Annotated in this window: 26 protein-coding genes; 12 read left to right on the top strand and 14 right to left on the bottom strand. The window is 43.0% G+C overall.

Annotation, left to right across the window (positions count from 1 at the left end):
* Positions 1–127: 127 nt before the first annotated feature.
* Complete coding sequence (locus BTO08_RS22245) at positions 128–835, bottom strand: S24 family peptidase (protein ID WP_105062758.1); 708 nt, start codon at positions 833–835, stop codon at positions 128–130.
* A gap of 298 nt (positions 836–1,133) precedes the next feature.
* Here BTO08_RS22245 and BTO08_RS22240 point away from each other — a divergent pair, with 298 nt between their 5' ends.
* Positions 1,134–2,327 (top strand): hypothetical protein, encoded by a 1,194-nt coding sequence (locus BTO08_RS22240; RefSeq protein ID WP_146108458.1) that lies wholly within the window; start codon positions 1,134–1,136, stop codon positions 2,325–2,327.
* Between the two features lie 845 nt (positions 2,328–3,172).
* Positions 3,173–3,724, top strand: coding sequence for a hypothetical protein (locus BTO08_RS22235; RefSeq protein WP_105062756.1), 552 nt, complete (start codon positions 3,173–3,175; stop codon positions 3,722–3,724).
* Between the two features lie 45 nt (positions 3,725–3,769).
* Here the strand turns inward: BTO08_RS22235 and BTO08_RS22230 are convergent, their stop codons facing one another.
* The 13 genes from BTO08_RS22230 to BTO08_RS22170 form a co-directional block, all read right to left on the bottom strand.
* Complete coding sequence (locus BTO08_RS22230; RefSeq protein WP_105062755.1) at positions 3,770–4,303, bottom strand: GspH/FimT family pseudopilin; 534 nt, start codon at positions 4,301–4,303, stop codon at positions 3,770–3,772.
* 60 nt (positions 4,304–4,363) lie between these two features.
* Entirely contained in the window at positions 4,364–4,882 is a 519-nt protein-coding gene (locus BTO08_RS22225) for a metal-dependent hydrolase (protein ID WP_105062754.1), read from the bottom strand.
* The gene (locus BTO08_RS22220) at positions 4,879–5,640 is read right to left on the bottom strand and encodes a hypothetical protein (protein ID WP_105062753.1); all 762 of its coding nucleotides are present in this window, start codon (positions 5,638–5,640) and stop codon (positions 4,879–4,881) included. Before BTO08_RS22220 ends, BTO08_RS22225 begins: the two co-directional genes overlap by 4 nt.
* The gene (locus BTO08_RS22215; RefSeq protein WP_105062752.1) at positions 5,630–6,352 is read right to left on the bottom strand and encodes a hypothetical protein; all 723 of its coding nucleotides are present in this window, start codon (positions 6,350–6,352) and stop codon (positions 5,630–5,632) included. Before BTO08_RS22215 ends, BTO08_RS22220 begins: the two co-directional genes overlap by 11 nt.
* 1,273 nt (positions 6,353–7,625) lie before the next feature.
* On the bottom strand, positions 7,626–8,807 hold the full coding sequence (locus BTO08_RS22210) for a hypothetical protein (RefSeq protein ID WP_105062751.1): 1,182 nt from the start codon (positions 8,805–8,807) through the stop codon (positions 7,626–7,628).
* A gap of 3 nt (positions 8,808–8,810) precedes the next feature.
* Positions 8,811–9,641 (bottom strand): outer membrane lipoprotein-sorting protein, encoded by an 831-nt coding sequence (locus BTO08_RS22205; protein ID WP_105062750.1) that lies wholly within the window; start codon positions 9,639–9,641, stop codon positions 8,811–8,813.
* The gene (locus BTO08_RS22200; protein WP_198038543.1) at positions 9,638–11,773 is read right to left on the bottom strand and encodes an efflux RND transporter permease subunit; all 2,136 of its coding nucleotides are present in this window, start codon (positions 11,771–11,773) and stop codon (positions 9,638–9,640) included. The genes BTO08_RS22205 and BTO08_RS22200 overlap by 4 nt, the downstream gene beginning before the upstream one ends.
* A gap of 206 nt (positions 11,774–11,979) precedes the next feature.
* Positions 11,980–13,044, bottom strand: a complete 1,065-nt coding sequence (locus BTO08_RS22195; protein WP_105062748.1) for a flavin-containing monooxygenase — start codon at positions 13,042–13,044, stop codon at positions 11,980–11,982.
* Positions 13,034–13,306, bottom strand: coding sequence for an acyl carrier protein (locus BTO08_RS22190; protein WP_105062747.1), 273 nt, complete (start codon positions 13,304–13,306; stop codon positions 13,034–13,036). The genes BTO08_RS22195 and BTO08_RS22190 overlap by 11 nt, the downstream gene beginning before the upstream one ends.
* A gap of 16 nt (positions 13,307–13,322) precedes the next feature.
* On the bottom strand, positions 13,323–15,050 hold the full coding sequence (locus BTO08_RS22185) for a fatty acyl-AMP ligase (RefSeq protein ID WP_105062746.1): 1,728 nt from the start codon (positions 15,048–15,050) through the stop codon (positions 13,323–13,325).
* Positions 15,043–16,242 carry a cysteine desulfurase family protein gene (locus BTO08_RS22180; RefSeq protein ID WP_198038542.1) on the bottom strand — a complete coding sequence of 400 codons (1,200 nt, stop codon included), beginning with the start codon at positions 16,240–16,242 and terminating at the stop codon, positions 15,043–15,045. Before BTO08_RS22180 ends, BTO08_RS22185 begins: the two co-directional genes overlap by 8 nt.
* On the bottom strand, positions 16,226–16,636 hold the full coding sequence (locus BTO08_RS22175) for an iron-sulfur cluster assembly scaffold protein (RefSeq protein ID WP_105062744.1): 411 nt from the start codon (positions 16,634–16,636) through the stop codon (positions 16,226–16,228). The genes BTO08_RS22180 and BTO08_RS22175 overlap by 17 nt, the downstream gene beginning before the upstream one ends.
* A 37-nt stretch (positions 16,637–16,673) precedes the next feature.
* Positions 16,674–17,855 carry a LuxE family acyl-protein synthetase gene (locus tag BTO08_RS22170; protein WP_105062743.1) on the bottom strand — a complete coding sequence of 394 codons (1,182 nt, stop codon included), beginning with the start codon at positions 17,853–17,855 and terminating at the stop codon, positions 16,674–16,676.
* A gap of 414 nt (positions 17,856–18,269) precedes the next feature.
* On the opposite strand from BTO08_RS22170, the gene BTO08_RS22165 reads away from it, so the two are divergent.
* From BTO08_RS22165 to BTO08_RS22120, 10 genes are all read left to right on the top strand, one after another.
* Positions 18,270–19,040, top strand: a complete 771-nt coding sequence (locus BTO08_RS22165) for an AraC family transcriptional regulator (RefSeq protein ID WP_105062742.1) — start codon at positions 18,270–18,272, stop codon at positions 19,038–19,040.
* Positions 19,041–19,518: 478 nt separating this feature from the next.
* Positions 19,519–20,160 (top strand): AAA family ATPase, encoded by a 642-nt coding sequence (locus BTO08_RS22160; protein ID WP_105062741.1) that lies wholly within the window; start codon positions 19,519–19,521, stop codon positions 20,158–20,160.
* A complete protein-coding gene (locus tag BTO08_RS22155) occupies positions 20,153–20,443 on the top strand; it encodes a hypothetical protein (RefSeq protein ID WP_105062740.1) in 291 nt (96 codons plus the stop codon). The genes BTO08_RS22160 and BTO08_RS22155 overlap by 8 nt, the downstream gene beginning before the upstream one ends.
* A gap of 245 nt (positions 20,444–20,688) precedes the next feature.
* Positions 20,689–21,744, top strand: coding sequence for a replication initiation protein (locus BTO08_RS22150; protein WP_105062739.1), 1,056 nt, complete (start codon positions 20,689–20,691; stop codon positions 21,742–21,744).
* A 377-nt stretch (positions 21,745–22,121) separates the two neighbouring features.
* On the top strand, positions 22,122–23,003 hold the full coding sequence (locus BTO08_RS22145; RefSeq protein ID WP_105062738.1) for a RepB family plasmid replication initiator protein: 882 nt from the start codon (positions 22,122–22,124) through the stop codon (positions 23,001–23,003).
* A 365-nt stretch (positions 23,004–23,368) separates the two neighbouring features.
* The gene (locus BTO08_RS22140) at positions 23,369–23,956 is read left to right on the top strand and encodes a recombinase family protein (protein WP_105062737.1); all 588 of its coding nucleotides are present in this window, start codon (positions 23,369–23,371) and stop codon (positions 23,954–23,956) included.
* 73 nt (positions 23,957–24,029) lie between these two features.
* On the top strand, positions 24,030–24,302 hold the full coding sequence (locus BTO08_RS22135; protein WP_105062736.1) for a hypothetical protein: 273 nt from the start codon (positions 24,030–24,032) through the stop codon (positions 24,300–24,302).
* Positions 24,303–24,498: 196 nt separating this feature from the next.
* Complete coding sequence (locus BTO08_RS22130; RefSeq protein ID WP_105062735.1) at positions 24,499–25,020, top strand: superoxide dismutase family protein; 522 nt, start codon at positions 24,499–24,501, stop codon at positions 25,018–25,020.
* A gap of 580 nt (positions 25,021–25,600) precedes the next feature.
* On the top strand, positions 25,601–25,906 hold the full coding sequence (locus tag BTO08_RS22125; RefSeq protein WP_105062734.1) for a hypothetical protein: 306 nt from the start codon (positions 25,601–25,603) through the stop codon (positions 25,904–25,906).
* Complete coding sequence (locus tag BTO08_RS22120; RefSeq protein ID WP_242446335.1) at positions 25,903–26,229, top strand: hypothetical protein; 327 nt, start codon at positions 25,903–25,905, stop codon at positions 26,227–26,229. Before BTO08_RS22125 ends, BTO08_RS22120 begins: the two co-directional genes overlap by 4 nt.
* Positions 26,230–26,284: the final 55 nt, after the last annotated feature.

Here is a 26,284-nt window from a genome sequence, read left to right as displayed (position 1 = left end):
GTGCAAGCACGGTTAGCGGCAATGGAAATCCCTTGGCCTGCTGTTACTAATAACGGGGTATTTCTTAGGGCGGGCTTGTAGGTAATGCAAGATTCGGCGTAAAAACGGGTGCCATCAAGTAAGCAAATCATAAGGTAACAGGGCGGTGTAATCGTAGGCTGTAACGCACTACGCCGTGTAAGCGGGTGTAGTCGTCTTGGTTTATTTTTTGTGGCTTAAAGCTGGGGTTATCTGAATACAGGGTTCTGCTGTGTAAGTTCACGCGCTTTACAACAAGATCGTTGTTTAATGAAAGTACGATAACGTCTTCGTTCTCAGGGTTGAGGTGGCGCTCTAATACGAGTATGTCGTGGTCCCAAATGTACGGCAGCATGGAAAGCCCAGCCGCACGACACAAGATGGTGGAATGCTCTTGGGTAATTACCAGTTGGTGTAGGTCGAGTTCGGTTAAGTCATGGTGCCATGGTAATAACGGCGGTTGTCTAAAGTGATGGATAGAAAGGGTGATCACGCCTAATACGTGTAAATCGTTCCACTCTTTGCCCGATGCGGCAATGTGTTGGCATAGCAGGTTCCAACGTGCGATGTGGTTGTCGCCGTGTTGCTCAAATACAACAAGGTCGCTGTTTAGGGGCTGTAAGGCACTGTCTATGAGTAGCCAATCCCCTTTGGCGATCCCTAGCTTTTTGTAGGTGTTATCGGCGCTCATTATCCGCATAGATGAATGGCTGTGTACAAACATGGTTTGTAGGTTTAGCGATTTTTTACGAAAGCGAATAGTGGGGTTTTCAAAGCCGGTGATCCCCGCCTGTACGTAAGTGTTAAGTGTAATCATGGTTAAAATAACTGTATATATATACAGTTATTTTAGAGGTGTTTTGGGTGGGTGGCAAGGTGGGTTAATCTAAATTATATGTTTATCTATAGTGTGATTTAATTGCTATAACTCACTGATTTATATATAATTTATGCCTAAGAGCTCCTACAATGGTTATTGTCTCTTCTGTATGTCTTCTCTCTTATAAGTTATTGATTATAGGCTTATAAATAATTCGGGTCTCTTCGAGACCTAAAAAATCAATGTTAAAAACAAAAAATTCGCTTCGCGAATATGTATATAAGAAGTAGTTATCTTGATAGATATGAATCAATTTCATTTAGTTGATTATTGGTCTTTAAACAAAGACCCAAATACTGAATTAGAAGAATTTTATAGTTCTGAATTTTCCCCAAAACGTAAAAATAGTAAATACCGTTCAAAGTTGAGTACGTTATTAGCAAACCTTATTCAAGCAAGTAAGTCGAACTCTGCTGTTATCTATGGTAGGGCTAGCAAAGACTGTCAAATGACAGTTAAGTTAGTTGATTGGCTTATTGGTACAGGTAAAGCTGAAGGGGTAAAAGGAGTTAGAAGTAGCTTTACTAAACAATCATCAATTGTTTGGCTATCAAGCCAATTTGTCCTTGAGCTTAAAGCAAAAAAAATCAGTACTCATCTAGATATCGATAAAGATTTTATTATTCTCCGCGATGAACAAAAAAATAAGGTTCCATTTAAGAAATCAAAAAGGACAAAAGAGCTAAATAAAGCAGCGGCTTTACACAATAAACTGTGGTTACAATCTGAAGCTTTTTTTGGTGATGGCTCAGCTGTCATTCCTTTTGTATGCCGTATATTTAATGGTGACTTTAAACATGGCGGTAGGTTTTACTTTTATAGCCAAACAGAAAAGAAGGAGAAGCGAGCTAATATCCTTATTGATGGTGAACCAACGGTAGAACTTGATTATAAATCGCTGCATTTTCACTTATTGTATGCACTTGAAAGTTATCAGCTCGAAAATGATCCATATCTTGTCAGTGGCTATGATCGTAAGGTAATTAAACTTGCTATGTTATCTTTTATTAATAGTGAGGATAGAGGTGCATGGTGTGCAAATATCACTAGATCTGGCAATCCAAATTTTATTAAAAAAGTATTAGCTTGGAAGAAATCAAATACTAGGAAAGGTGTATCTTGGTCTGATGGTGTTGTTGAAGGGATCCCTCTTGGTACTCAAGGTAAAGATTTAGCATATGCTATAGATTTAACACATCATCCTATTCAGCATCTATTTCACACCCCCAAAATTGGCCTTACTCTTCAAAACAAAGATAGCCAAATTATGGCTACCTGCTTAACTGAGTTAGCTCTTCTTGGTATACCAACACTTCCATATCATGACGGAATTCGATGTCCTCTTAGTAAAGTAGAGGTAGTCAAAAAGGTTATGCAAGAAGCGTATAAGAAAGAGGTTGGGTTTAATATTCAAGTATGTGAAGCGTAAATTAGAATCGCTCTTTTAATTACTTATTCTTGTAAATATTAGATTTAAATTAAATGTTTATTAAACAATTGGTTATATGGTTCTTTTGATTCTTGATAGCTTTTGGTTATTAATGGTGTTTCATTAATCACTACAAACGATAAATATTTTTTTTGCTTGTTTAAGCACTGTGGTTCGATTTTATTACCAATGGTTCATCATGGCTCAAAAGTGTTCTTTTATGTCTATAGAAGGCTTTACAGCTACAAATAGCGGTTCATTTTGACGATGCTTATCAATATGATGTTAGTGTTGGCTTATATTTAACCACCTAACTTATAGAACTGTCTGCATATTGAAATACTACTCTTAATAGATAACAATTCCTCCGTCGGCTGTGGTGGCTGACCTTAGAATTGTAGATTTATTAGCTGTGGTGGCTAACTAATCGGTGTTGAAATACACCAACAAAAAACCTCGCTTTTCCGAATTTAAGCGAGGTTTTTTTGTGCATCGTTAATGGTGCCGTTTGCATTTGCACGTCAATAACTTAGTGGTATAATACCTGTGTACCTAACCAGTACTTAATATAGTACCTAACCAGTACTTAATATATGTACCTAACCAGTACTTAATATAGTACCTAACCAGTACTTAATATATGTACCTAACCAGTACTTAATATAGTACCTAACCAGTACTTAATATATGTACCTAACCAGTACTTAATATAGTACCTAACCAGTACTTAATATATGTACCTAACCAGTACTTAATGTATGTACCTAACCAGTACTTAATGTATGTACCTAACCAGTACTTAATGTATGGGATATCTATCCCAGCGTATTAAATTCGGAGTTATAATGTTAAAGTTAACGACTGATTACACACCTGAAGTATCTCGTCAAAAAATATACGATCTTTTTTTAGATACCCCTTCTTTATATCAGATAGCACTTGATCTTAATGATACTGATATTATTGTTCTAGCCGCATTATGTGATGGTAAGTCTGTTACCAATTCAGATTATGAAATTGGTGCTGATTATTCAATGATTAGACTGTCTGCCATAATAGGTCGATTACGTCGTTACTTTCCTATAACAGCAATTGAAGTTAATTGCTTAAATGAGATTAGGAAACATGCAAAACGTAATAAGTATATAATTACTAAAGATAATTTTAATAAATTACTTGACGATCCTTTAGTCGCTTTATCTGAGTGTGAATCTATAGCTTTACGTAAAAAAGATACAAGAGAAAAACAGGACATTGCTCGTTTTATTAGACGGCATGGTGAAGAAATAGCTTTTAAACATTTTGTTAAACAAGCGTATGGTCATAAACATGTAACGCCAGAACAATTAGATAAATTATTTGGCACTATTGATGGCATCATATCAATTAATCATTAAATCTAACTTGTGAATTAAAAGCCGCTAGATAGCGGCTTTTTTATATCAACACTCCTCAGCCCCATACCACTCCCCTTCAACACCACATTGATATAAACGTCCCATCCATGTCATTTGCATGGTTAAGGCTTTGCCGGTTTCTTTCTCGAACGTGATCCAATCTATTGTCGCTAGGCTGTTGTTAAAATCAGGTTTACCATCTTGTTTATCAATACGAATTGTTGCGTAGCTGCTGTGGCGTTGAATGTTCATGCCTTGTAGTTGGCTACCATCAACTTTGTACAAGGTATTGCTGTGATCACAATCGGTAATGGTGGCATCCGTGGTCGCAATTAAACACCAGTTATCGGTGAGGGTTTTGGTGCTGGTTAATCCAACGGTGTGAAGGTATACGTCGGTGCCGCGCATAACCGCTTCTGATTTAGCCGCAACGATCAGGCCACGCAACTCGATAGAGGTTCGCTTCATCGCGTTACTGGCAAAAAGGCTGCTAAAGCTTGGTGCTGCCATGGCGATCAATATGCTTAACACGCTAATGGTGATGATTGTTTCAAGTAAGGTAAATCCTTTAATTTTCATTGTATTAAATCCTTTTTACGTAAGTTATGTAAATTGCATAAGTTAAGTAAGTTACGTAACTTAAATCAGTTTAAAGCGGTTAGCTTTCCACTCGGCAGCATCAATTAATCCTTCATCGTAATAGCCCCCCCAATCGAAAAAGAATGGGCTAAAACTGCCGCTTCCTGTGATATGGCTAACCCCAATACAAGCAATTATGACGGCAGCTGAAATGGCGTATTCAATCGGATCACCGGTACGAAATCGCCCCCCAAATAAGTGAAATCGTCTATCGCTGTAAGGGGAAAACGGCACCCCACTCACGGTCATGGCATCGGTTAATATGTGGCTGACACCACCCCATGCAAACGCCATAAATAGGCCGTGATAATCCCACACAAAGGTAAATGCGATCGCGGCAATTAACCAATGGGTGAAGATGTGTGTCGGTCCTCGATGTTTAACCGGCTTACCTAATGCTTTGGCTACGTATTCCATCCAATCAGGGGCGGTTGCGCCTGCCACACACGCTGCTACATGTGGGGGTGAAACCACCGCGCACAGTGCGCCAGCAATTAAGGTATGGTTGAGCCATTTCATTGCTGGCTATCCTGTTTCTTGCTTTGGCTTGGCGGTAGGTAAGCGACTTTTTTTAGGTAGTGGTTCACCCGTTCGCTGGTGTTGTCGTCACACATAGAGATCAAGGCAAGGCGGTTTTCTATCACTTGAGCTTCGTGTTTTAAAATATCGCGCTGCGCTGCAGCCACTTTTTCTAAAAAGCCGATCTGCTCGGTTATGTTGGCTAACCCTTGTTTAACTCGCGCTTGGGAACGGGCTTCCATCGCCAGGTATAACCCCATTTCTCGGTAAGCGTAGTTACGGTTCGCTAAGGCTTGAACAAAATCAGCCACCTGTTTGGCGGTCGCGACTCGGCGCTTATGCTCCCATTCACGTTCGCGCGATTGTTCGGTTGTGGAATACAGTGGCATTTCTCCCACAATGCCAATGTAGTGATCGGTGATCTCAGGCCAATCGCTGGAATCGTATTGATCGACACTGCTGCGCATGCCAGCGACAAGGTTTATGTCTATTTTGAATTTGGTTTTTTCGGGGTAACAACGGGTAATCACGCTGTAAATGGTATCGGGATCGACCTTGGGTGCCGCTTGTATCGCAGGAATGGCAGTGTGAAAGTTAGGGCTCTCGCCTTTTAACGTGGGGAGTTCAAACGGCTTTACGTTCGGCACTTGTTCGCTCGGTTGTTGCCAAGGTAAGTTGATTGGCCATGTGCTTTCTTCTGCCTGTAAGGACGTAAGTGTTAGCAAGAAAGTGAGTGTGATAATGGCTCTAATCAGCACGGGTTGATCTCCTTCCGCTACCTAACATCTGTAATCCTCCTATCACGGCACCCGCTTCCCATGCGCCAGCAACCACACACATCGCCACCAAAAACCAGATCAGTGCTTTGGTGGTGTCGTAGCTCACATCACTTTCAAGGTTGGTACGTTGCGGATCGCGACGCTCGACAATTGGGCGAATGGATGCGGGTAAGCGGCCTTCTTCACTGCTGGTCATTACCCACAGTTTGGCGGAGATCAGGCATTTTCGTGCGATTTGGGCTTTACGGCCTGTTAGTTTGTGGGCGTCATCAATGAATAACATGGCTTGGGTATCAAGTAGGTAATCTGCCAGTAAATCGGCTTTTAACTGCAAGTTGAGTTTATGCCAGGGCGTGGCCCTTTCTTCTTCGGTTTCGCGCTCGCTGTACCATTTGTCGATCCCTTTGATTTCTATCCAGCTCGAGAGCGGCATTAGTCCTTCGAGCAGAACAGGTTGGGATTTCTTACCCCAGATCTCGTGGCGGTTATCTTTCAGTCGCTGCAGCCACCGGCTTTTTCCTGAATCGTGGGCACCTGTGATCAGTTGGCATTCTTTGCGACGAATACAGGTTTCTTGGCGACGATGGCTAGGGGCAAACTTGCGCGGCGCATCGACAATCAACGGGGTGACATAACGTGTCCCGTCTTTGCGCTGGCGTTTGCTGTCGGTACGCAGTTTTAAAAATCGCATCGTTTCCCCCGAAATAAAAACTCAGCCTAGCCTGTGCGATTCGCAAATACTTATCACGAACCGAAGGCTTAGAGTGGCATCAATCGCTGCTGTAACTGCGTTGTTTGTCTGCAAAATTTTCGGGGAAAAGCCGCAAGTTTGCTGTCCGAGCAACGTCGGAATTTTTCGGACAAAACGCGGAGCAAAACTGCGTAGCATAAGGGGTAAACATTTTTATGATGTGTTGAAATGTTTTGATGATTAAGAATGTACGAAAATAACGACCGTATATTTCGTACAGACAATAGTATTCATTAGACGGGGGCTGGGTGATGCCATACCTATGCGTAAGCATCAATCAAGATCCGTTCCATCTTATACGTTATTTACTGTTGGTTATTCAATGTAATGCGTTATCAGGTGCGATTGTTCTGCGACAGATTAGTTAGGGCTGGGCATAGTCGCACGGTTCGCCAGTACCGCTGCAGATCGGGGCGTTACTCCCTTTCATTTCTTAGTTGGTTTGTGTGTGTCGGTATCGACATCAAGCAGACCTAACAACTAAGCAAAGTGTTGTAGCATCAATAATTGGTGATAGATGTTCACCCATTGCGCCATACCTGTTTATCACAGCATATAACGGCACCATATATGCTGTGCGTCCCCGTCAAGACGGCATTACGTTGTCACGTATTCTGTTACTTATTATTGTGCTTAAAACCAATAACCACCCATTTATTTAATGTCGCTGGCGTAGTGTTCCCCGCAACGACAAAGGCTGAATACGTTACCTTGTTTTTTGTGATGAGCATCGTTGAGGATGAGTTGATACGACTGCACCAAAGCAGCATAATGAAGGGGCTTAATCACTTCCTTATGGTTTTTCTTTGTTACTGCGCCAACAGTACAAAGGTTCAACTGTCCTTAACGTGTCTGCGTTACAGGCTCCTTTATTTGATAAACAAGCCCATCACAATACAAAATTAAAACAGTGACTTATGTTACGGCGGATGTGTGCGCGATCGATAATATTTAGTTTGTGTAAGACGTATTTTATGAGTTACAAGAAGTTGCTTTATGGATCGAAAAACCTGATGCACTATAACTTTTATTTTGTTAATGGTTAAGTAACTTATGTAAGTTACTTAACTTGCGTAAGTTTTGTAGTTTGAAAGATTATTTTTCTTGTTCGTCAAAAGGATGGCTGCGGTAAATCCACCTTAGCAGTGAATAGGTTCAGTGGTATTCATTCCGTCTACATGAACTTGTATAGTGTTGTTACTATCTCTTCCCCCTAAAATGCGACGTGTACACTGGCGTGAAGGAAGTCCTCATTGCGATAGGGATACAAAGAAATATCATCGATGGAGGCTTTCAGAATGGTTGTGGCTTTGCTCATTAGTCGTACGTAGTCATTAATGCGATATTGGAAACTAAGCTCAAGATATTGGCTTGCATAGCTTAAATCATAGCTAAACAGTGCTTTTACTTCGCCATCGATTCCGATTTCTGAGCGCATACCTAAAAATAGATCGTTTTGACCATGGTTCTCTAACGTGTCATCACGGGAATCGTACAAGTACTCGCTAATCAGTGTGAGATCATTGAAGTTCTCTAAATACCACTCAGGACGATATTCAATACCCACATTAAGTGCAGCAAAGTGACTGTCTAATTCATTACCGATTTTTAGCTCAAGCTTTGGCGATACCACATCCCCCACATAGACAGCATCAAGCAACACATTTTTGGTTTGGATGTAATACGGCAGTAGTGTTCCTGTACTGGGATCAACCTTGAGAAGCGGTACACGTCGAGTGCCAGCAAAGGCACCTATTGCCCACTCACTATTGTTGGCATAGAACTTAGCACGTGCCGCCCAGCCGCCTTGCTTTTTACCATCTTCATATCGAGCATCATCGGAGATATTCAGCCCGGCATTGGGTCGCAACGGATAGAGACGCTCTCTAAAAACAGGCATATAGATAAGGCTAAGGTCGACTCTATCAGCAACGTACAAGGCTTTAAGCATTGGTTGCCCTAATTTTGTCTTACCATCGAAGCTTTCTGCAAGATCTGCTTGGTTAATGACGTTGACAACATTGATGGACTCAGAGACGCCCCAAAACTCACGCCCGATCCCTGCAGTGAATTCAAACCTATCTATTATCTTGGTCAGATGCGCTTCTCGAATGTCCCAGTATCGACGATCGGGATCTTGATTATCCCAGTTTCCGAATAATTCAACTCGCCAAGGTATCTCACTCACCTCTCCTTGCCAGTCGGCTTGCCCTTGGAAGCCGTAAGAAAATTGGTATAGCGAGTTTTGTGAGCCCGTAGGTAAGCGTTGAACCAACGGCTCAGCAAACCAGTAACTGTTGATAGACAGATCATAGTAACCTGAGTCAATTGAACCCATAGCGGGAGTAGCCAGACCACACCACATGGCCAAGCCATTCCACCAAGCTTTTTTCATTGATCACTTCCCCCGCTTTAAGGCACGTCGGCTGAGCTCGTTATCGGATAGTCCTTGTTGAAATTCAATATTGGAATAGTTGAGCTGGGTTTTACGTTGGGTTTGTAGGTTTATCATCTCAACGTTTAATGGGCGCCAATATTTGTCTGCAAATAGGGAGAAGTTTTTGGCCATCATGGTTTTTAAGTGCGTTTTCTTGCGATCATAAAAATCAATTCGAACGATTCTACGATGTGGCTGATCAACCCAAACGCGTTGTTTGGTATAGCCAGATTGTGTGTCGACAGGAAATCGGTCAATGACATCACACAGCGTATTTTTGTCGAAAGAAGGGTTGCTATCGATACAAGGCTTGGTATCGATGTACTGGTAGGTAAAATCATCAACAACTTTATCGGTCATATCTTCAAATGAGAATTCGCTGCCAACAAATGCTCCTGACTTATTTCTTGAAGAAATGCGCTTTACTCGATTTAAGCTAGGTAGATATAGCCACTGATCGTCGGAGTCATTCAGTTTAGGGTGGGTAAGTAGAGCAGTCCCCTTGATGTCAGCAGGAAACCCAAATCGGATGAGCGATTTGTCAGCACTTTCTTGGCTCTCAAGGCGCTTAAAAGTCAGCTCTCTGAGGGTTTTATCACCACTTCTATTGATTAAAACCATCTCGACAGCGGCTGAGCTATCAAAAAAACCTCGATCTCGTTTGTCTATCTCAATGGCGATCTCTCTGCCTTTTTGAGCTGTAACTTCATCATTGCTAGCAAAGGAGAGCGAGCTGGTGATAGCGAGAGTGCTGAGTAAGAGAGTGCTAGGCAAGGTTCTGTGATACATCATACGTCTCCTTTATTGGTAGAGGGGGTTTGTAGTGAATAATGAGAAGTGCGAAGGCGAGGCAAACGTCGCAGATATTTGAGGACGATAGCGGGCAAAACCAGCAGGTCGAACAGCAATGCGAGTACAATAGTTAATCCAGTGAGTAGCCCCATTTGTGCATTTTTTTCGAACGATGAGGTCGCCAATAGCATAAAACCAATGACGAGTAGCAATGAACTAATGACAATCGCACTCATGGTGGTTTCAAAGGTGTTGATAATGGATTGCTCTGGTGTAAGCCCTTGTTTGAGTCCATGAGTATATTGGTGCAGAAAGTGAACCGTATCATCGACAATAATCCCGATAGCCATGGCTGTGACGCCGGCAAGCCCCATCGATATTTGACCATTGAGCACATACCAACAGCCAAAGGCGGCACCGATAGGTAGTAGGTTAGGAATAAGGGTTAGTGCACCAATATAGGCAGAGCGAAATAGGCTGGTCATGGTTATAGTGATGACGATGAAGGCGAGCAACGCACCTTCTAACAAGCTGATTACGTTACTTTGGCCAATGTGAGCAAAAATCAAAGCAGGACTTGAGTATTGATAGTCTATGGTCGAGGGAGCGTGTTTACTTAGCCACGTTTCCACTCGCTGCTCAAATGCAATCACTTCGACCGAGCTCATATTGTGCAGTCTTGCGGTCAGCTTGAGTGCTGATTTATCAAAAGTGAGTTGATGGGTAATGTCTTGCCCAAAAGGCAGAGACATTTCATACAGTAAGAAATACTGAGCAGCAAGCTCTGCCGTTTCTGGGATAGTGTAGTAACTTGGTCTGTCTCCATTTAACAGCTGATTGAGATCTTTAATTCTCGACAATAAGCTGTCGGTGACGCGCACTTCGGGCTGCTGTTGTAACCACGAATCAAATTGCTCAATAAAGGTGAGAAAGTCAGGCTGGAACACCCCATTTGGCGTATTGCTGTTAAAGGCATAACCAATGTTATAGATAGCCGAAAACTGCTCATCGATGGTTTCCGTATCAGCCCTAAATGGGACGTCTTTGCTGAAGTATTTAACCAAATCGTCGTTGGGTTGATTGAGGAAACTTGTCATGGCTAAAAGTAGCGCGCTAGGTACCATCCAGCGACGAACACTAACTTGATGAGCAATGACCCAATGTGCCAATCCAGTAACCGTCTTCATAATCCCTGTAACGCTACCGGAACGACTGTTGATACTCAGTCGCATCAAAATACTTGGTAGTACCGTGAAACACAGTAGCAGTGAAAAAGCGACGCCTAGCGCAACGATATTACCGAGATCTCGAAATGGAGGAGAGTCACTAAAGTTCATTGCAAGAAAGCCAGCAATCGTTGTGACATGGCTGACGATTATGGGCTTTCCATGAGTTTGATATGCAGAGATAACCGCTTGTCGCTGGGTTTCGCCAATTATAATGCCACGTTTAACGGCATTAATGATGTGAATAGCAGAGGCGACAATGACGGTAAACATAATGATCGGTGCTGTAATCGATGGTGCCGACAGCTGAATGCCACTCCAACCAGCCGCCCCTAAAGCGCCAATAAAAGTGAGCAACATAAGCGCGAGAATAGACAGTGATGCTTTAAATGATCCCAGAATAACGGCAGACATCGCGAGAATGATGACCATCATTAGTGGAATGAGAGTAATGAAGTCCTTTTTTGCCGCTTTGATGAAGGCACTGTTCATCGAGACGATGCCTGTCGTAAAGAACTGATGATTTGGGTGTGATTGGCGAAGCGAATTAACCAGCGAGTCGACGGCGTTACTCACTTCTAAGATTTCTTGTTGAGGAGCGATGCCGGGTAACTGAACGGTGATGTTGGTGCCCGCATATTGTGGGTTGGCGTTAATGAGTGCCCCCCAGAGATCGCGCTCATTGGGCGCTGTTTTGGCCAACCATTCGGCGAACATTGGCGTGATTTGCTCAGCTTCATAAATGAAGTTATCAATGACAATATCGTCATCTTCAGCGCGGCTATAAGGGTAGTTGGTGAGTGAATCGACTCGAGACACATAAGGCAACGTCCACAGCTGTTCGGTAAGTTGATGCAACAACGAAAGTGATTCAGGTGTGTAGACGCTGGTTGGGGCTTTGAGCATGACGTAAATATTGTCAGAAGCACTGTACTCTTCTTCCATTTTTTCCAGTACGGCCAAATCAGTACTGTCTTCGTCAAAGAAAATTTTGTAATCGGTCGCCAAACCTAATTTAGTGAGCCCAGCTCCTGAAACAATAACAAGAACAAGACTGGCAACACACAGCACTCTAGCCCATGTATTATCGAACAATTTGGATATCAGAAAGCTCATGATTCTACCTCCTGATTTTTCAATAACTGTCTTTCAACGAGTGTCATCACATGGTCGACGTCTCGCTCTACCCCCATGATGAGTTCAGACGCGCGGCAGCTTAACCATTTTCGACCAATCACAAATAATCCTTCGGTGGGTGATTGACCATTTTGCTGTATAAAGCCATTTTCATCGTGACAACCTTCGATGTGTAACCAGCTGGCGTCATCCTGATACCCTGTTGCCCAAATCACGGCATCGACTTGTTGTTGATGGCCGTTTGCAAACTGTAGAGTCGTCTCTTGGCATTCAGTGAGGCGCTGGCAGATAGTAACGCCCACTTTTTTTAATTTGTTATTGGTGTAGTTCCCAAGGGGCAGGGGGTTACGCTTTTTAAGGACTTTGCTCACTAAAGTGCCATTACCAGCAAATATGATCCCAAGCTTTGAAAGCCACCAGAAAATATCTTTGCCTAATACTCGATTTGGCGGCAGGCTGCGACGTTGGCCGCAAGCTAAGCTGACGCTGCAACGCGATGCGAGCTGAGCGGCAATTTGTCTGCCACTTGCACCATCACCAATAATGGCGACTCGCCAACCATCTTTAATGGAACCCAGGTTGATCACGTCAGCGGTGAATTGCTGGACTTGATTAGATAATCCTTCGCTAAGGCTAGGGATATTGACTTGTTGATTTGAGCCCGTGGCGTTGATGATGGTCTTTGTCTCAATGCGTGCACCCGTGTCCGTGGTAATGATAAATCCCCCCTTCTCTTGAATGACGGAAACGACCCGAGTACGCGGTTGGATATTGAGTTTGAACATACGCGCATAGTTTTTTAAATAGGCTGCGACTTCTTCAGTCGTCGGGTACCCTTGAGGGTCGCCAGGGAAAACGAACCCAGGTAATGCGCAAAACCGTCGAGAAGTGAATAGCTGCATTCCGTTTAAACGTTGCTGCCACTGCTGGCCAACCTCATCACGTTCTAACACAAGATAATGTTTGTTTTTTTCTGCCAGTGCTTTCGCTGCGTATAAGCCGCTTTGTCCAGCGCCGATAATTACGGAGTCATAACGCATTGGCTGGCTCCTCGGCTGTGCTGAAAAGATGGTTGATCAGTGAGTTGATGGTTGGATAGTCAAAGCCAAGCGTAGGGTCGATCTCTTGCCCAGTATGTTTTTCGAGTATCGCGCTTAGCTGGACGTGCCCCATTGAGTCCAAACCCAACCGAGAGAATGAAGTGTCTAGATGCGTTTCTCGGCAAAAATCTTCTACTTCTGTTTCAAGGTACTGACATAACTCGTTGATAATTTCTGCTTTGTTCATTGTGCTTCCTTTCATCACTGTTCTAGAGCTGTTAATGACTGAATTCGCCTTGAAGTGGAGCTGTGTTTAATAAGTGTTGGCATTCGCCGCGACGAATTTTTCCACTGGTGGTTTTTGGTAAGCTTCCAGGTGGTAGCAATAGTAGATAGTCAAGAGTGATACCCGCGCCTTCTGCTAGCCTTTGTGTCAGATCGCGGCGCATGGCATCATGGCATTGCTCTTTTAGTGCACGCTTTTTGATCTCCACTGCAGCGGCCAGTTTGACCGTATTGTTGTCACTAACCGTGAACACTGATGCGCCATTCCCCCCTGCTGCGTGTGAGTAACCGTTACAAATATGCTCCAGGTCATAGGGGTAAATGTTCTTGCCTCGCAAGATAATGAGCTCTTTTAATCGGCCAGTGACAAATAGACAGCCATCACGGACAAAACCAAGATCACCGGTACGGAGGAAGTATTGGTCACCTTCTCCTTTTATTGCGGCTTCAAAAATGAGTGAGTTGGTTTGTGGCTGCTTAAGGTAGCCTTGTGATACAGATGCACTGCGTAGCCAAATTTCGCCGACGATATTGTCTGCACATCGGGTTAGTTTGTCTGGGTCGACGATAGCGCACTGAAAATGTTCACTAAGCTCACCACAGTTAACCACGTTGAGCGAGTCTGCGTTGGTCGATGAAGGCTGGCTAGTTGACACCTTGCCTTTGGCAAGTGCGTTGCGATCGAGCTGAAGGCTTTGCATACCGCCGTGTTTAGGACCTCCGCTGACAAACAACGTTGTTTCAGCCATTCCATAGCAAGGGAAAAATGCTTTTTCACTAAAGCCTTGCGCTGCAAATTGAGTCGCGAAGTCTTTCATTGTGGCGGCTTTAATTGGCTCTGAGCCATTGAGTGCTACTTGCCAGCAGCTTAAATCCAATTGTTCAAGAGATGCGCTTGGCTTTATTAACTTGGTGCAGTGTTCATAGCCAAAATTAGGGGCGGCAGAGCTGTGGATCCGATAGCGGTCAATTAATTGCAGCCAACGAATTGGTCGCTGAATAAAATTTAGCGGTGGCATAAACACATATGTTCCCCCTAAGAAAAGGGGTTGCAACATGTGCCCAATAAGTCCCATGTCATGAAATTGAGGTAACCACCCGCCAGCGATCAAACCTTGTTTATGGCCACAAGCTGTTTGTATTGCCCGTTGATTATCGACCACATTACGATGGCTAACGATGACGCCTTTAGGAGCACTAGTGGATCCCGAGGTATATTGAATAAATGCAATGTCATCAAGGCCGATGGTAGGCAGCGTTGTTGTCACTGATACACTGCCGCAGGCGTCGATCCAACGAAACTCACCCAGATCCTCAAGTAAGCTACCAACTAAGATCTTCGTGTCTGATGTGGTAAGGACAGTGTTGACGCCGGTATCGGAGAGAATCGCAAGCGTACGCTCAAGCTGCTTGCTGTTCTTAGTGACATTCATTGGCACCGCATGCACACCCGCAGCTAGGCATGCGAGAAAGTCCACCACAAACTCTATGCCAGTTGGAAATAGCAATCCAACGGGTTTGTTAGTTAAGCCTTGCTCAACAAGAAATTTCGCTTTTTCGATGACTTTATGATTTAACGCTTCATAGCTCAAAGTGATCGCAGTTTCTGGGCCGCGAGGTTGGAATATACATGCCTCTCGTTGTGGATACCGAGCCGCGTAGAAGAAAAAATGCGTTAAGAAGTTATCTTCTAAAGTAAGTGAATAGTTAGCGTTACCCATTGGCGACCTGACCTCCAATGTTAAACAATGCGTCAGCTTCAATTTCCAGCGCAGAAACTAACGCCCGAATATCTTCCTCCTGTGTAAACTGACCAAAGCTGATACGTATGGCACTTTGGATTATGTGCTCTGGAACCTGCATAGCACTCAGTACATGTGATAGTTGTTTCTGTTTGTTGTTACTGCAAGCAGAGCCGATAGATACTTGAATTCCATGGTTGAGCTCAAGCCTAAGTGCCAGCGCCTCTCCCCTTAATCCTTCAATAGCGAGGTTGATGCAGTTTGTCAGCGCGAGCTGAGGATCTGTCGCGCCATTGAAGGTAACTGGAAGCCAAGATTGCTCAAGTAAATCTAATAACAAGGTTTTGTGTTGAAGTGCTTGCTCATGCCAGTCGGTCAGGTGAACGCATGCTTGCTTCGCCGCCGCAGCGAGTCCAGAGAGCGCAATGAGGTTCTCAGTGCCAGAGCGAAGTCCCTGCTCTTGGCCGCCACCGTGAATGAGCGGCGAGAAATGCTTGGGCTCTTTGATGTACAAGCAACCAATCCCTTTTGGTCCATAAAACTTATGAGCAGAAACAGAAGCGAAGTCCATATCAATCAAATGACAGTTTATTGGCTTCTTCCCCACCTGCTGAACGGCGTCGACGTGAAAAGGGATATTTCGCTTGCGCGCAATGTGGGCAATAGATTCAATGGGTTGCAAACGACCAGTTTCATTATTTGCCGACATAATGCTGATTAATTGAGTGTCCGGACAAATCGCGGCTTCAAGCTGTTTAGGACAAATTGATCCAGTATGATCTGGTGCCAAATAAGTCACACTAAATCCGTACTGTTTCTGAAAGTAGCCAATGGTTGCAAGCACGGAAGGGTGCTCTATGGCTGTTGTGATGACATGTCCAGGTTGCTTAATATGCGGCAACAGGATGCTTTTTATCGCCCAGTTGTTTGACTCAGAGCCTCCTGATGTAAAAAAGATCTGTTCAGGTTGCACTGATAGCAAATCCGCCATATTTTGGCGAGCGGTAGCAAGAATATGCTTGCTTTTTTTGGCCAGTAACGTGTTGCTTGAAGGGTTAGCAAACAGTGGCAGTATCGACTGAATCACCGACACTGTTTCTTCAGACATTGGTGTGGTGGCATTGTAGTCAAAGTATTTGCGGTACAGTTGGCCGCTAGGTTGCTGAAACATGCTTAGCCTCCACATTAAAAGTCATTTCACCGTTAGTGCTGTTGATGCTCTTTGCCAGCTCCTCAAAGAGTCCTTCCAAGATAGCCACACAATGTTGTTGGGAAGGCTCAAGATCTCCAAGTAAAGGTGCCATATCAGAAACAGGCCATTGCTGTATTTGGCTCGCTGACTTTTCGGTAATCGCGTTACAAAAGATGTTGGCGGTGGCGACTGACGTCGCGCACCCCCATGCCTGGAATTTAGCTTCGGTAATACTTTGATTCTTAGTGTTTAACGCTATTTCAATTCTATCGCCGCACACTGAATTGCCGACCATGAAAGTGACATCTGGTGACGTCAATTCACCGCTGCAGGTAGGGGCAGTGAAGTTAGTAATAATGATGTCGTTGTACATCCCAATAATCCTCGTTTGATATTCTGTTGGCTATCGATTAGCTAACCAGTGGGCAGCCTTCAGTTTGCTCTGCCTCTAGGTCGTCTAAACGCTTGTCAAGATTGACAGCACAGCAACCAAACTCTTTGGATTCAGGAAGTCTCATTACATACTGTATTCGTTGACCGGAGCGATGGTCGCCTTCTTCTTTTGGTAATAGGCGAACCAAATCTTCCGTCAATATAAAGCCAGGAGTAGAGCGTGATAGGGGATCTAAAATGGCTAGCTGCCCAGTCGTGCCGAGAGGCACTTCTTTATTTAGTTGTTTTGGATCGCGTACGGAGAAGTGAATGAAAGGAGAGACGTGTTTAACACCATTTTCGTCATCTATCGCGATGACATTAGATTCAACGAGTGCGTATATGTCACGAATGTTCTTAGGTTCGACACCCAAGTAATCGATACATTCTTGATTAAATTCGGCACGTGACAACATATCACCACTAAAGCGTTTCCAGCCACCTAAGGTAATAACGTAACTGTTCTTGTCCAGCTTTAGCTTAGTATTGGTTGCTTTTAGAAAACGGATAAAGCGATTGATTAAGAAGGGAGGTCCAATGATATGGCGATCAAACTTGCCAGCCCATTCATCCAGTTGTGCTTGTACATCCTCCGGCACCATCTGTTCGTTTTGTACCATAAAGCGGTGTGTATCCAGCAGGCCAGCAAGCATATTGAGTGCTTTGATCATCCCCATCTCTGGGATTTCTTCAGTCGAAGGACACAGGTAGAGACCTGCACCTTTTGAGATATTGAGGAACTCACGATACATGGTGTAAATACCAAGTACGGCGTTGTCGACCGTTTCTTTGCAGCGACGAGAAACACTTGGGATACCAGAGGTGCCAGTACTTCTCATTTCAAGCTCTACGTCATTGAGCGATTTTGATAATAGCTTGAAGTTGTCTTGTGCTTTGAACAGTTCAATTGGCATCACAGGGATATCAATGAGCTGTGCTGCAGCTGTCAGAGTCTCGGGAGTCACGCCTTTCTGGTCACAAGATTGGCGATAAAATGCATTGTTTTGATAGTGGAATTCAAATGCTTCTTTGATGATGGAAAATTTGAAATCAAGTAGCTGCTGCTCTGGCATGGCATACAGTTCTTTAACAGATGAAAGTGCGACCTTGAGAGGGTTAAGTCCTAGTTGCTGACAAAGATCGTCGATTGTGCTGTGCATAGTTATTTAGTCCTTTAGCTAACTGAATGAAGTATTGTTATTTTGCTCAACACCTTAATAAGCTTTAGAACTAAAAAATTGAACAAACCTGCTATGTTTCTTTTTTGTTACCAAGTTTTTTTCTTTAGGTAACGGAATGGCGCAAATGTTCTGTGTTAATTTGCTGTAAACTTGATAAACCAACGCTTAGCGACTCCGCGCTCTAATTGTCCCTCTTCAATTTCACGATAACTGAGTGTGTAGGCTAGAGAATAACGCACGATTTCAATAATTTCGTCAGAGGAAATTTGCAGCTTTTAAACATTAAGAATCAAAGTTTGCGACAGACCCTACATCGCTACCTTGACCACTTTACTCCCACCTAGATACCATAAATACAACTTTATCATTACATCGAAATAACAATTGAAATTCATGACTACTCATCTTTCACCTCACGCATTAGTCAAACCTAAGGTCTGGTTAAAGCCCGGAACCTTACTGTTTTATGGCTCTAACCTTGATACCAACGAGCATGAACATCACACAATTCAGCTGGTTTTCCCTCGCGAAAATAGTGCTTGTTTCATCGGAGAGGAAAAAATTGAATCCAACCTCATCATTGGCCCTAAAGTCTCGCACAAGTTAACGCTAGAAGAAGGATGGATTTTATTGATTGAACCATATAGCCATTTAGGTCAAAGAGTGAGTCAGTATCTCGGTGAGCAAACTATTTGTACGTTTCCCCCTATTGTTGGGCACGATATGAATCCCACTATCGATGCCAATGCACCGCTCCATATTTTTTTGCCTTACTTAACCATGCTCAAAAAGCAAACCCGACTCGATGATGAACTCCCTACTAGCATAGCTCCTAGAATTCAGTCTCTGCTGGATGAACTTGATCATTGTTTGTCTGGAAAATGTCGTAAGCCTAGCTCATGGCGAGCGAGCGATGTGGCGAAACAGCTCAATATTTCGGAAAGCCGTTTTCTTCATTTATTTAAGCAAAATATTGGTATTGCTTGGCGTCCTTATTTACGATGGCGCAGGCTCATTTGTGCGGTTTACTCATTAAGGCAAGGGTTATCAGCAACCAATGCTGCCTACATTGCAGGTTTCTCAGATAGCGCCCACCTAAGTCGGACATTTCGTGAAGAGTTTGGTGTTTCTATTAGTCAAATCAAACAGGTTTTAGCTTCCTAAAATATAGCGCACTCTCTATTACTCAAAGGCGGGATAACGTATTTGAATACCTGTTTATCACAGCATATAACATCGCCGTATATGCTATGCGTCCGTGTTAAGACGGCATTACGTTGTCACGTATTCAATTACTTATTATTGTGCTTAAACCGATAACTCCCATTTATTTAGAGTCACTGGCATACCCGTAACGACAAAGGTTCAACTGTCCTTAACGTGTCTGCGTTATAGGTTCCTTTATTCGATAAACAAGCCCATCACAATACAAAATTAAAACAGTGACTTATGTTACGGGTGAAGTGTGCGCGATCGATAAGTTAAGCGATGTGCAAAACGTATTTTATGAGTTACAAGAAGTTGTTCTATGGATCTGAAATCTAATGCACTATAACTTTATACTTTTGTGTTTATTTAACTTGCATAAGTTACGTAAGTTATTACACTTACCAAAGTTACTTAATTTACGTAAGGGAAGATGATGGGAAAGATTATTTTGCTTGGTAGCCAAAAGGGCGGCTGTGGTAAATCCACCTTAGCGGTAAACGTGGCTGGCTGGTTAGTGCATCAAGGTCATAACGTAATTTTGGTTGATGCAGATCCCCAAGGCTCTGCCGTTCGTTGGGCGCAAGATCGCCAGGAGCAAGAAACCCTAAAACATATCCCTCACGTACAAGCGTCAGGCAATATCAACCAAACGTTGAAAGATTTAGCGGTCCATTACGATTACGTGGTTGCCGATACAGCTGGCCGTGATAGTCGTGAATTACGTACCGGTATGGTGATTGCCGATGTGCTGTTATCCCCTTCTCGCCCATCGCAATATGATTTAGATACCTTGCCACATCTAACAGATGTATTCCTTCAAGCACAAGACATCAATCCAAAATTAAAAGGTTACCTGGTACTGAACATGTGCCCGACAAATCCTGTGATCAAAGAAGCGGATGATGCCAAAGAATACCTGTCTGATTTCCCAGAGTTCGGTGTAGCAACAACGCTTGTTTACGATCGCAAAGCGTTTCGTGATTGTGTTGCTGAAGGTAAATCAGTATTTGAGTGGAAAGACGCAAAAGCCAAAGCTGAAATTAGCGCATTGATGGAGGAAGTATTCCATGGTTAAAAAACGTGAACGTGTCACCGATCAGCAAAAGATTGATGCCTTTGCCCGTGGTGCTGAAATCAATGTCGTGACAAAAGAAACGCCAGCTAAGCGTGAAAAGAAATTTAAGCGTGTGACTTTCTCACTGACTGAGCATGAAGATAAATTGATTGATGAACTTTCGCTGCAAGTGCGTTCGTTCCGTTGTAATCGTTCGCAAGTCGTTAAAGCAGCATTGGCCTTACTGGCTGAGCAAGACGAAAAAGCGTTAATTGCTTTGTTAGAAAAACAAAAAGAACTTTGATTGTTTGCCGCTGTGGGTATGTGTGTTAACTCGAAGAGTTATCCACATATGCACAGCCTTATATAACAATATAAAGATCTATAAGGTCTGAAAAACGCTTTATAATCAGCAGCTTGTAATTTTTGTGATCACACTTTTTTAGTGTTTCTTGGTGAAAATCGCTTTAGAAAATCGCTTTAAAGGTCACATGATTTTAGTATTATTAGGTCCAACACTAAAAATATGTGACCATAGGCACGGCAAAAATGACCAATAACACCCGAGATCAGCGCTTTCAAGTTACTACGGCAAACACAAACGAATTACCTAAAACCTTTTTTCGTAAAAGTCACGAATTGGTGTTTAGCCAACTGTCATTGACTGCCCGTGAGCATGACATGATGGCGCTATTCTTATCGCGTTTAAACCGTGAGCATTGGTTAGACTTCATCGAAAAGCGTGATATTTACGCTCCACAATACACCTTCTCTGGTGTCGTTCTGAAAGAATGGTTTGGGTTATCCTCCAAACAACTCTACCCAACCTTGCGCCCTGTGGCCGAGCGTTTAGCCAGTCGTAAAGTCGGCTTATCTAACGATCAGAGCGAAGAATTTGATTTCATTCCCCTGTTTGCCCGAGTGAAATACCACAAGGGATCGTTAACGATTGTCCCTAACACCGAATTGATCCATGCCTATGTGGATTATTCAGCGGGATACGCTCAAATTAACCATCACTCTTTCCGTAGCCTTAAAACAGAGCACTCAAAGCGTCTGTATGCGTTTCTGTCGCTTTTTAAAGATACAAACACTAAATTACATCAACAATCGATAGAATCGCTTCACGGGCTTTATGGGCTGCTTGACGAGAAGGGGAAATTATTAAAAAAGAGTTATGGCCAAAACAAAGTATTCATTGATCGTTGTATTAAAAAACCGATCGAAGAAATGGCGAATAGCACCGATGTGCTCAAAGAGCTGCGTTTTTTGGTAGATGAAGAAACGGGTAACTTTGGTTTTAAGCCGATCTATCATGGTAAAAAAATCATTGCGATTGAGTTTTTATACCAGTGGGTAAGCAGCAACAACCAAGCGGAGAAACAGGCGCGTGAAGCGTTAGCTGAAGAAACCGTACCCGATAATCCAATGTTAATGCTGGCGCGTGAAGCCTATCAAATCATGATGGCTTACCCATTAGAAGGGGAATTAACCGATAAACATAAATTGGCACTTCAAGCTGTGAATATGGGGATCGTGACACTGCCAGAAGATATGCCAATGGATGACATTTTCAGTCATAAATTGAATCAAATTTATGCGTAAGTGAACGACTCACAGCTTGAGCTTCTAAGACAACAACCTAAACCGTTAACTTTTCTTTTTTGGACGCTTTGTTGACGAAAAAACGCAAATTGCTCTGTTAGAAAAACAAAAAGAAAACTAAATTTTGTTTGTTCATTGAGTATGTGTGTTAACTCGAAGAGTTATCCACATATTCAGTGAATAGATCCAATATATAGATCCTATATAGATCCTATAAAGATCCCTGATCGCGCTAGCCCTTATGTACCAAGGGCTACAGAGGAGCAGGGTGTATTCTAATTGGGTAATGGGTGTATTCTAATTGGGTTGTAGGTGTATCCTAATTGGGTAAACTGGTGTATTCTAATTGGGTTTGAATTTTAAGGTATGTGGACAATATGGCTCAGGATAAGACCCTTCTACCGCACACGGAAGTAGCACCCGCCCCAGAATTACAGCTTATTTCCAGCACTTCAACCAGTGTGCAGCCTAACGTATTGTTACGCACAGGGGTTTTCACGCCTGTAGGCCGCAAAGTAAATATCAATAGCGGCACCATGATGGATCTCACTACAGATTTAGCCAACCTAGAGCTATGCCAGAAGGAAGGTTACGATTCTGTCACGGTTCGTGGTACTCGCCTTAATGTCGAAACCGATTTTAAAGTGTGGTGTGGCATTGTCTTAGCTTTTAGCAAATTGGGCTTATCGTCTAACATTATCCGTTTAAAATTCAGTGAGTTTGCCAAATATTGTGGCTACCCTAGCCGCCGCTTTGATAAAAACCTTCGTCGGCAGATTGGTGAATCGTTAGAACGTATTCAAAGCCAGAGCTTAACTTTCCGTCGTAAAGGGGCCGAAAAGGCCGTACACACGGGTATGTTGCTTAAAGCCAGTTATGACGGTGATGAAGATATTGTTGAGCTAATGGCTGATGAATCCTTATGGGATCTTTATCGTCTTGATTACCAAGTATTAGTCAGCATGAAAGTGCTCTCTAAGTTACCTCGCGCTGAAGTGGCACAGTGTTTATACCTGTACCTATTAGCCTTGCCTGAAAACCCTATTCCAGTGTCATTTACTCGCTTACGTGAGCGTTTACGCTTGGAAAGCTGCAACAAAGAAGCTAACCGTAAGATAAAAACAGGCTTAAAGAAATTAGAGTCTATTGGCTTTTTGAGTGGCTCTTTCATGACTAAGAGTGGTGAGCAGTATTACTGCATTGATAAGCGATCTAAAAAACTGACCACCAACTTAGAAAAATCTATCCTAGATGATTAGGTGTACGCTGATTGGGTAAACAACCCAATTAGGACACACCTTTGCCACGTATATCACTGTTTTATGGTGTACGTTGATTGGGTACTTCCCGTTATTCCACGTATTTCCCCCTGTTCATTGCCATATTGGTGTGCGCTGAATGGGTAAATAACCCAATTAGAATACACTTTTCCGTTACTAACGCTGATTTCGGGTGTGCGCTGATTGGGTAAATCATCCATCTTGCGCAATTTTGCCTTTATCGGTGTACGCTGATTGGGTAAACAACCCAATTAGAATACACCATCGCAATTTTCCTCTTCCCTAGTGGCACTGTTTTTCCTGTTTGTTTAGCGTGATGACTCCTACTCAAGCAAGGAGTGATCATGGCCAACTATGCCTATCTGCGTGTATCGGGTGATACCCAAGACGTAAATAACCAAAAACATGGCATTTTAGAGTACTCAAACCGCACAGGACTGAGTAACTTGGTTTTTGTAGAGGATTGTGTGTCTGGGGCTAAAAAATGGCGTCAGCGGCGCTTAGGGAGCTTGTTAGAGGGATTATCAACAGGCGATACCATTATTTTTGCCGAAGTCACCCGTATGGCACGTTCAACCTTGCAAGTATTAGAGATCTTAGAATTATGTATGGACAAGCAAGTTAACGTCCATATCGCTAAACAGAACATGCAACTTGATGGCTCGATGCAAGCTAAAATCATCGCCACAATCTTTGGGTTAGCCGGTGAAATAGAACGTGAGTTCATCCGAATGCGAACCAAAGAAGCGTTAGCGGCGCGTAAAGTGAAAGGGCAAATATTAGGCCGCCCAAAGGGGCCTGCGAAACGTTTAAAGCTCGATGATAAACGCGAACAAATAGAAAAATATCGCGCTATGGGATTAGGAATTAGAGCTACCGCAAAGTTATTAGATATCGCACCTAGTACATTGAGTGATTATTTAAAGCGTTGATATGTAATGAAAGAATAAGTTACGTAACTTGCGTAAGTTATGTCTGTTAAGTAAGTTTGGTTAGGGTGTTAGTGTGGATTACTCGTTAATTTTTAAGTTTATTGCTGCTCTCGTAAGCTTGGTTTCTTTCTGGTTTGCTGTCTTGAATTTTAGGTTTAATAATCGAAAAAAACTTATTGATGAATATACGGTTGCAAAGGCGTTCTTAGAAGATTTAGATAACCTAAAAAATAAGTTCGTTATCGAAAAAGGTTACCAAGCTGTGGCGGGTTCCGATACTTTTGATTTTGATGTTATAAAGCACTTATTACTATGCCCTCACCCAAGCTTTTCTAAGCTCCCATAAACCGTCAAATGTCGTGTGTCAGGCTTTTATCGTTAACGGTATAAAGATGGGGCAATAAATTGATCCTAGTCTTTACACATTATCGAAAGTGAATGTTTGAGATATTATCGATAATGATAATCGTAAATAATCGCTATGCCTTATTGTCAAAAGCATGTTTAATGCTTGCGTAGAATAAAAACAATAAGGATAAAACATGAACAAAGCAAAGGCTTTCCTATTCACTGCTCTAGCGTTGGGTTTATCTCATCAAGTGCTAGCACAAGATCTCACCGTTAAAATGACCGATCTACAAACAGGTAAGCCTGTAGGTACGATTGAACTAAGCCAAAATAAATATGGTGTAGTGTTTACACCTGAACTGGCAGATCTAACACCGGGGATGCATGGTTTTCATATTCATCAAAATGGTAACTGTGGTTCAATAGAGAAAAACGGCAAGGTTGTTTTAGGTGGGGCTGCAGGAGGACATTACGATCCTGAGCACACTAATAAGCATGGCTTTGCTTGGTCTGATGATAATCATAAAGGTGATTTACCTGCGCTATTTGTCAGTGCCAATGGTCTAGCAACGAACCCAGTATTAGCACCTCGTTTAACGTTGGAAGAACTAAAAGGCCGTTCAATTATGATCCATGCAGGTGGTGATAATCACTCAGATATGCCAAAAGCATTAGGTGGTGGTGGCTCACGTGTAGCGTGTGGTGTGATTCAATAATTTAGTAAAACCAACAGCGAATTGTCGCTGTTGGTTTTATATAGGTATCTATTTTATAAGCCTGTATTTTGAGATTTCATTACTTCAGAATTAGCTTTTAATACTCAAAGAAAGTTTTTTAAATTTAAAATCAATAGTTTTATTGTAAGTGATAAGATTACGTAAGTTACGTAACGATCATAACTTGCACAACTCGCATAAGTTACATAACTAATTGTGTAGCCATATCCTGCTTATTTCACACCTTTCCCCTGCGGTCGTACCGCCCTTGTATCAAGGGTTCAACCAAGCCAAAACAACGCTTCGCAAATGTCTTGTCCCGTTCGGGTAACAATCATGGCTACAACATCAAAAGCTTTCGTTTGCTGTGCCAAGTGTCGCTAAGGTGTGTGCCGTTTCCATGTGCTTTTTGTTTTCTCCTTATTGTTCTCATCGCTTTTTCACGGGCTGTAACGTTGCACAGCAGAACCTCTAAAACAAGGGTGAAATACACGCTACGCGCCCTTGCTTTAAAGAACCTGCAGTGCCTCGAAAAAGTTAGGCGAAAACGGCGATGAGAAACCCCATAAGGAGAAAAGCGATGGCACATTCCAACTCACACTCACCAAGCTCCACTAAGGCACATCAACCGAGCAGCGTATCACCGCTGCACCACTCAGGCTCTACAACGATGAGTGACAGATCCCGCGATTACTTTATTGATAAGCGTCTGCACCAACTCTATATCCGACTACGTGAATGCAATCCAAGCGTGGTGGAGATGGTGAATGCGCTTAACTTTGTACTTAAACAATACCCAGCATTAGGGCCGGTAATTGGTACTTGTCACGATCTGGAATGTTTTATTGAAGCGGTAGAAAGTTACGAGCAGGAGGGGGCGCTATGAGTCAGCCGTATTATATGGAAATAGCTAAAACCATTTTAAGCCAGCTTGGTGGTAACCGATTTATTACCATGACCGGCGCGAAACATTTTGTCGGCCTTACCGAACCTGGACTGCAATTCGATTTACCTACGGATACAGGGGCAATCAATAAAGTGACACGGTTACGGGTAATTTTAGATCCGTGTGATACCTACACAGTGATCAGCTTTTGTAAAAAGCGTGGCCAATTGGAATACATTGAAGTCACACGCCAATCGGGGATTTACTGCGATATGTTAGAGGGCACTTTCACTGAAATGACGGGATTGTATACGTCGTTTTAGGTGTGCGGTAAGTGTTAAAAAGCCCTGCATTGCAGGGCTTATTTAACAGTATGGG

The organism is Photobacterium angustum (assembly GCF_002954615.1).
Lineage (GTDB): Bacteria > Pseudomonadota > Gammaproteobacteria > Enterobacterales > Vibrionaceae > Photobacterium > Photobacterium angustum_A.
The sequence above is the reverse complement of the archived record's forward strand: the minus strand, read 5'-3'. Positions and strand labels throughout refer to the sequence as shown.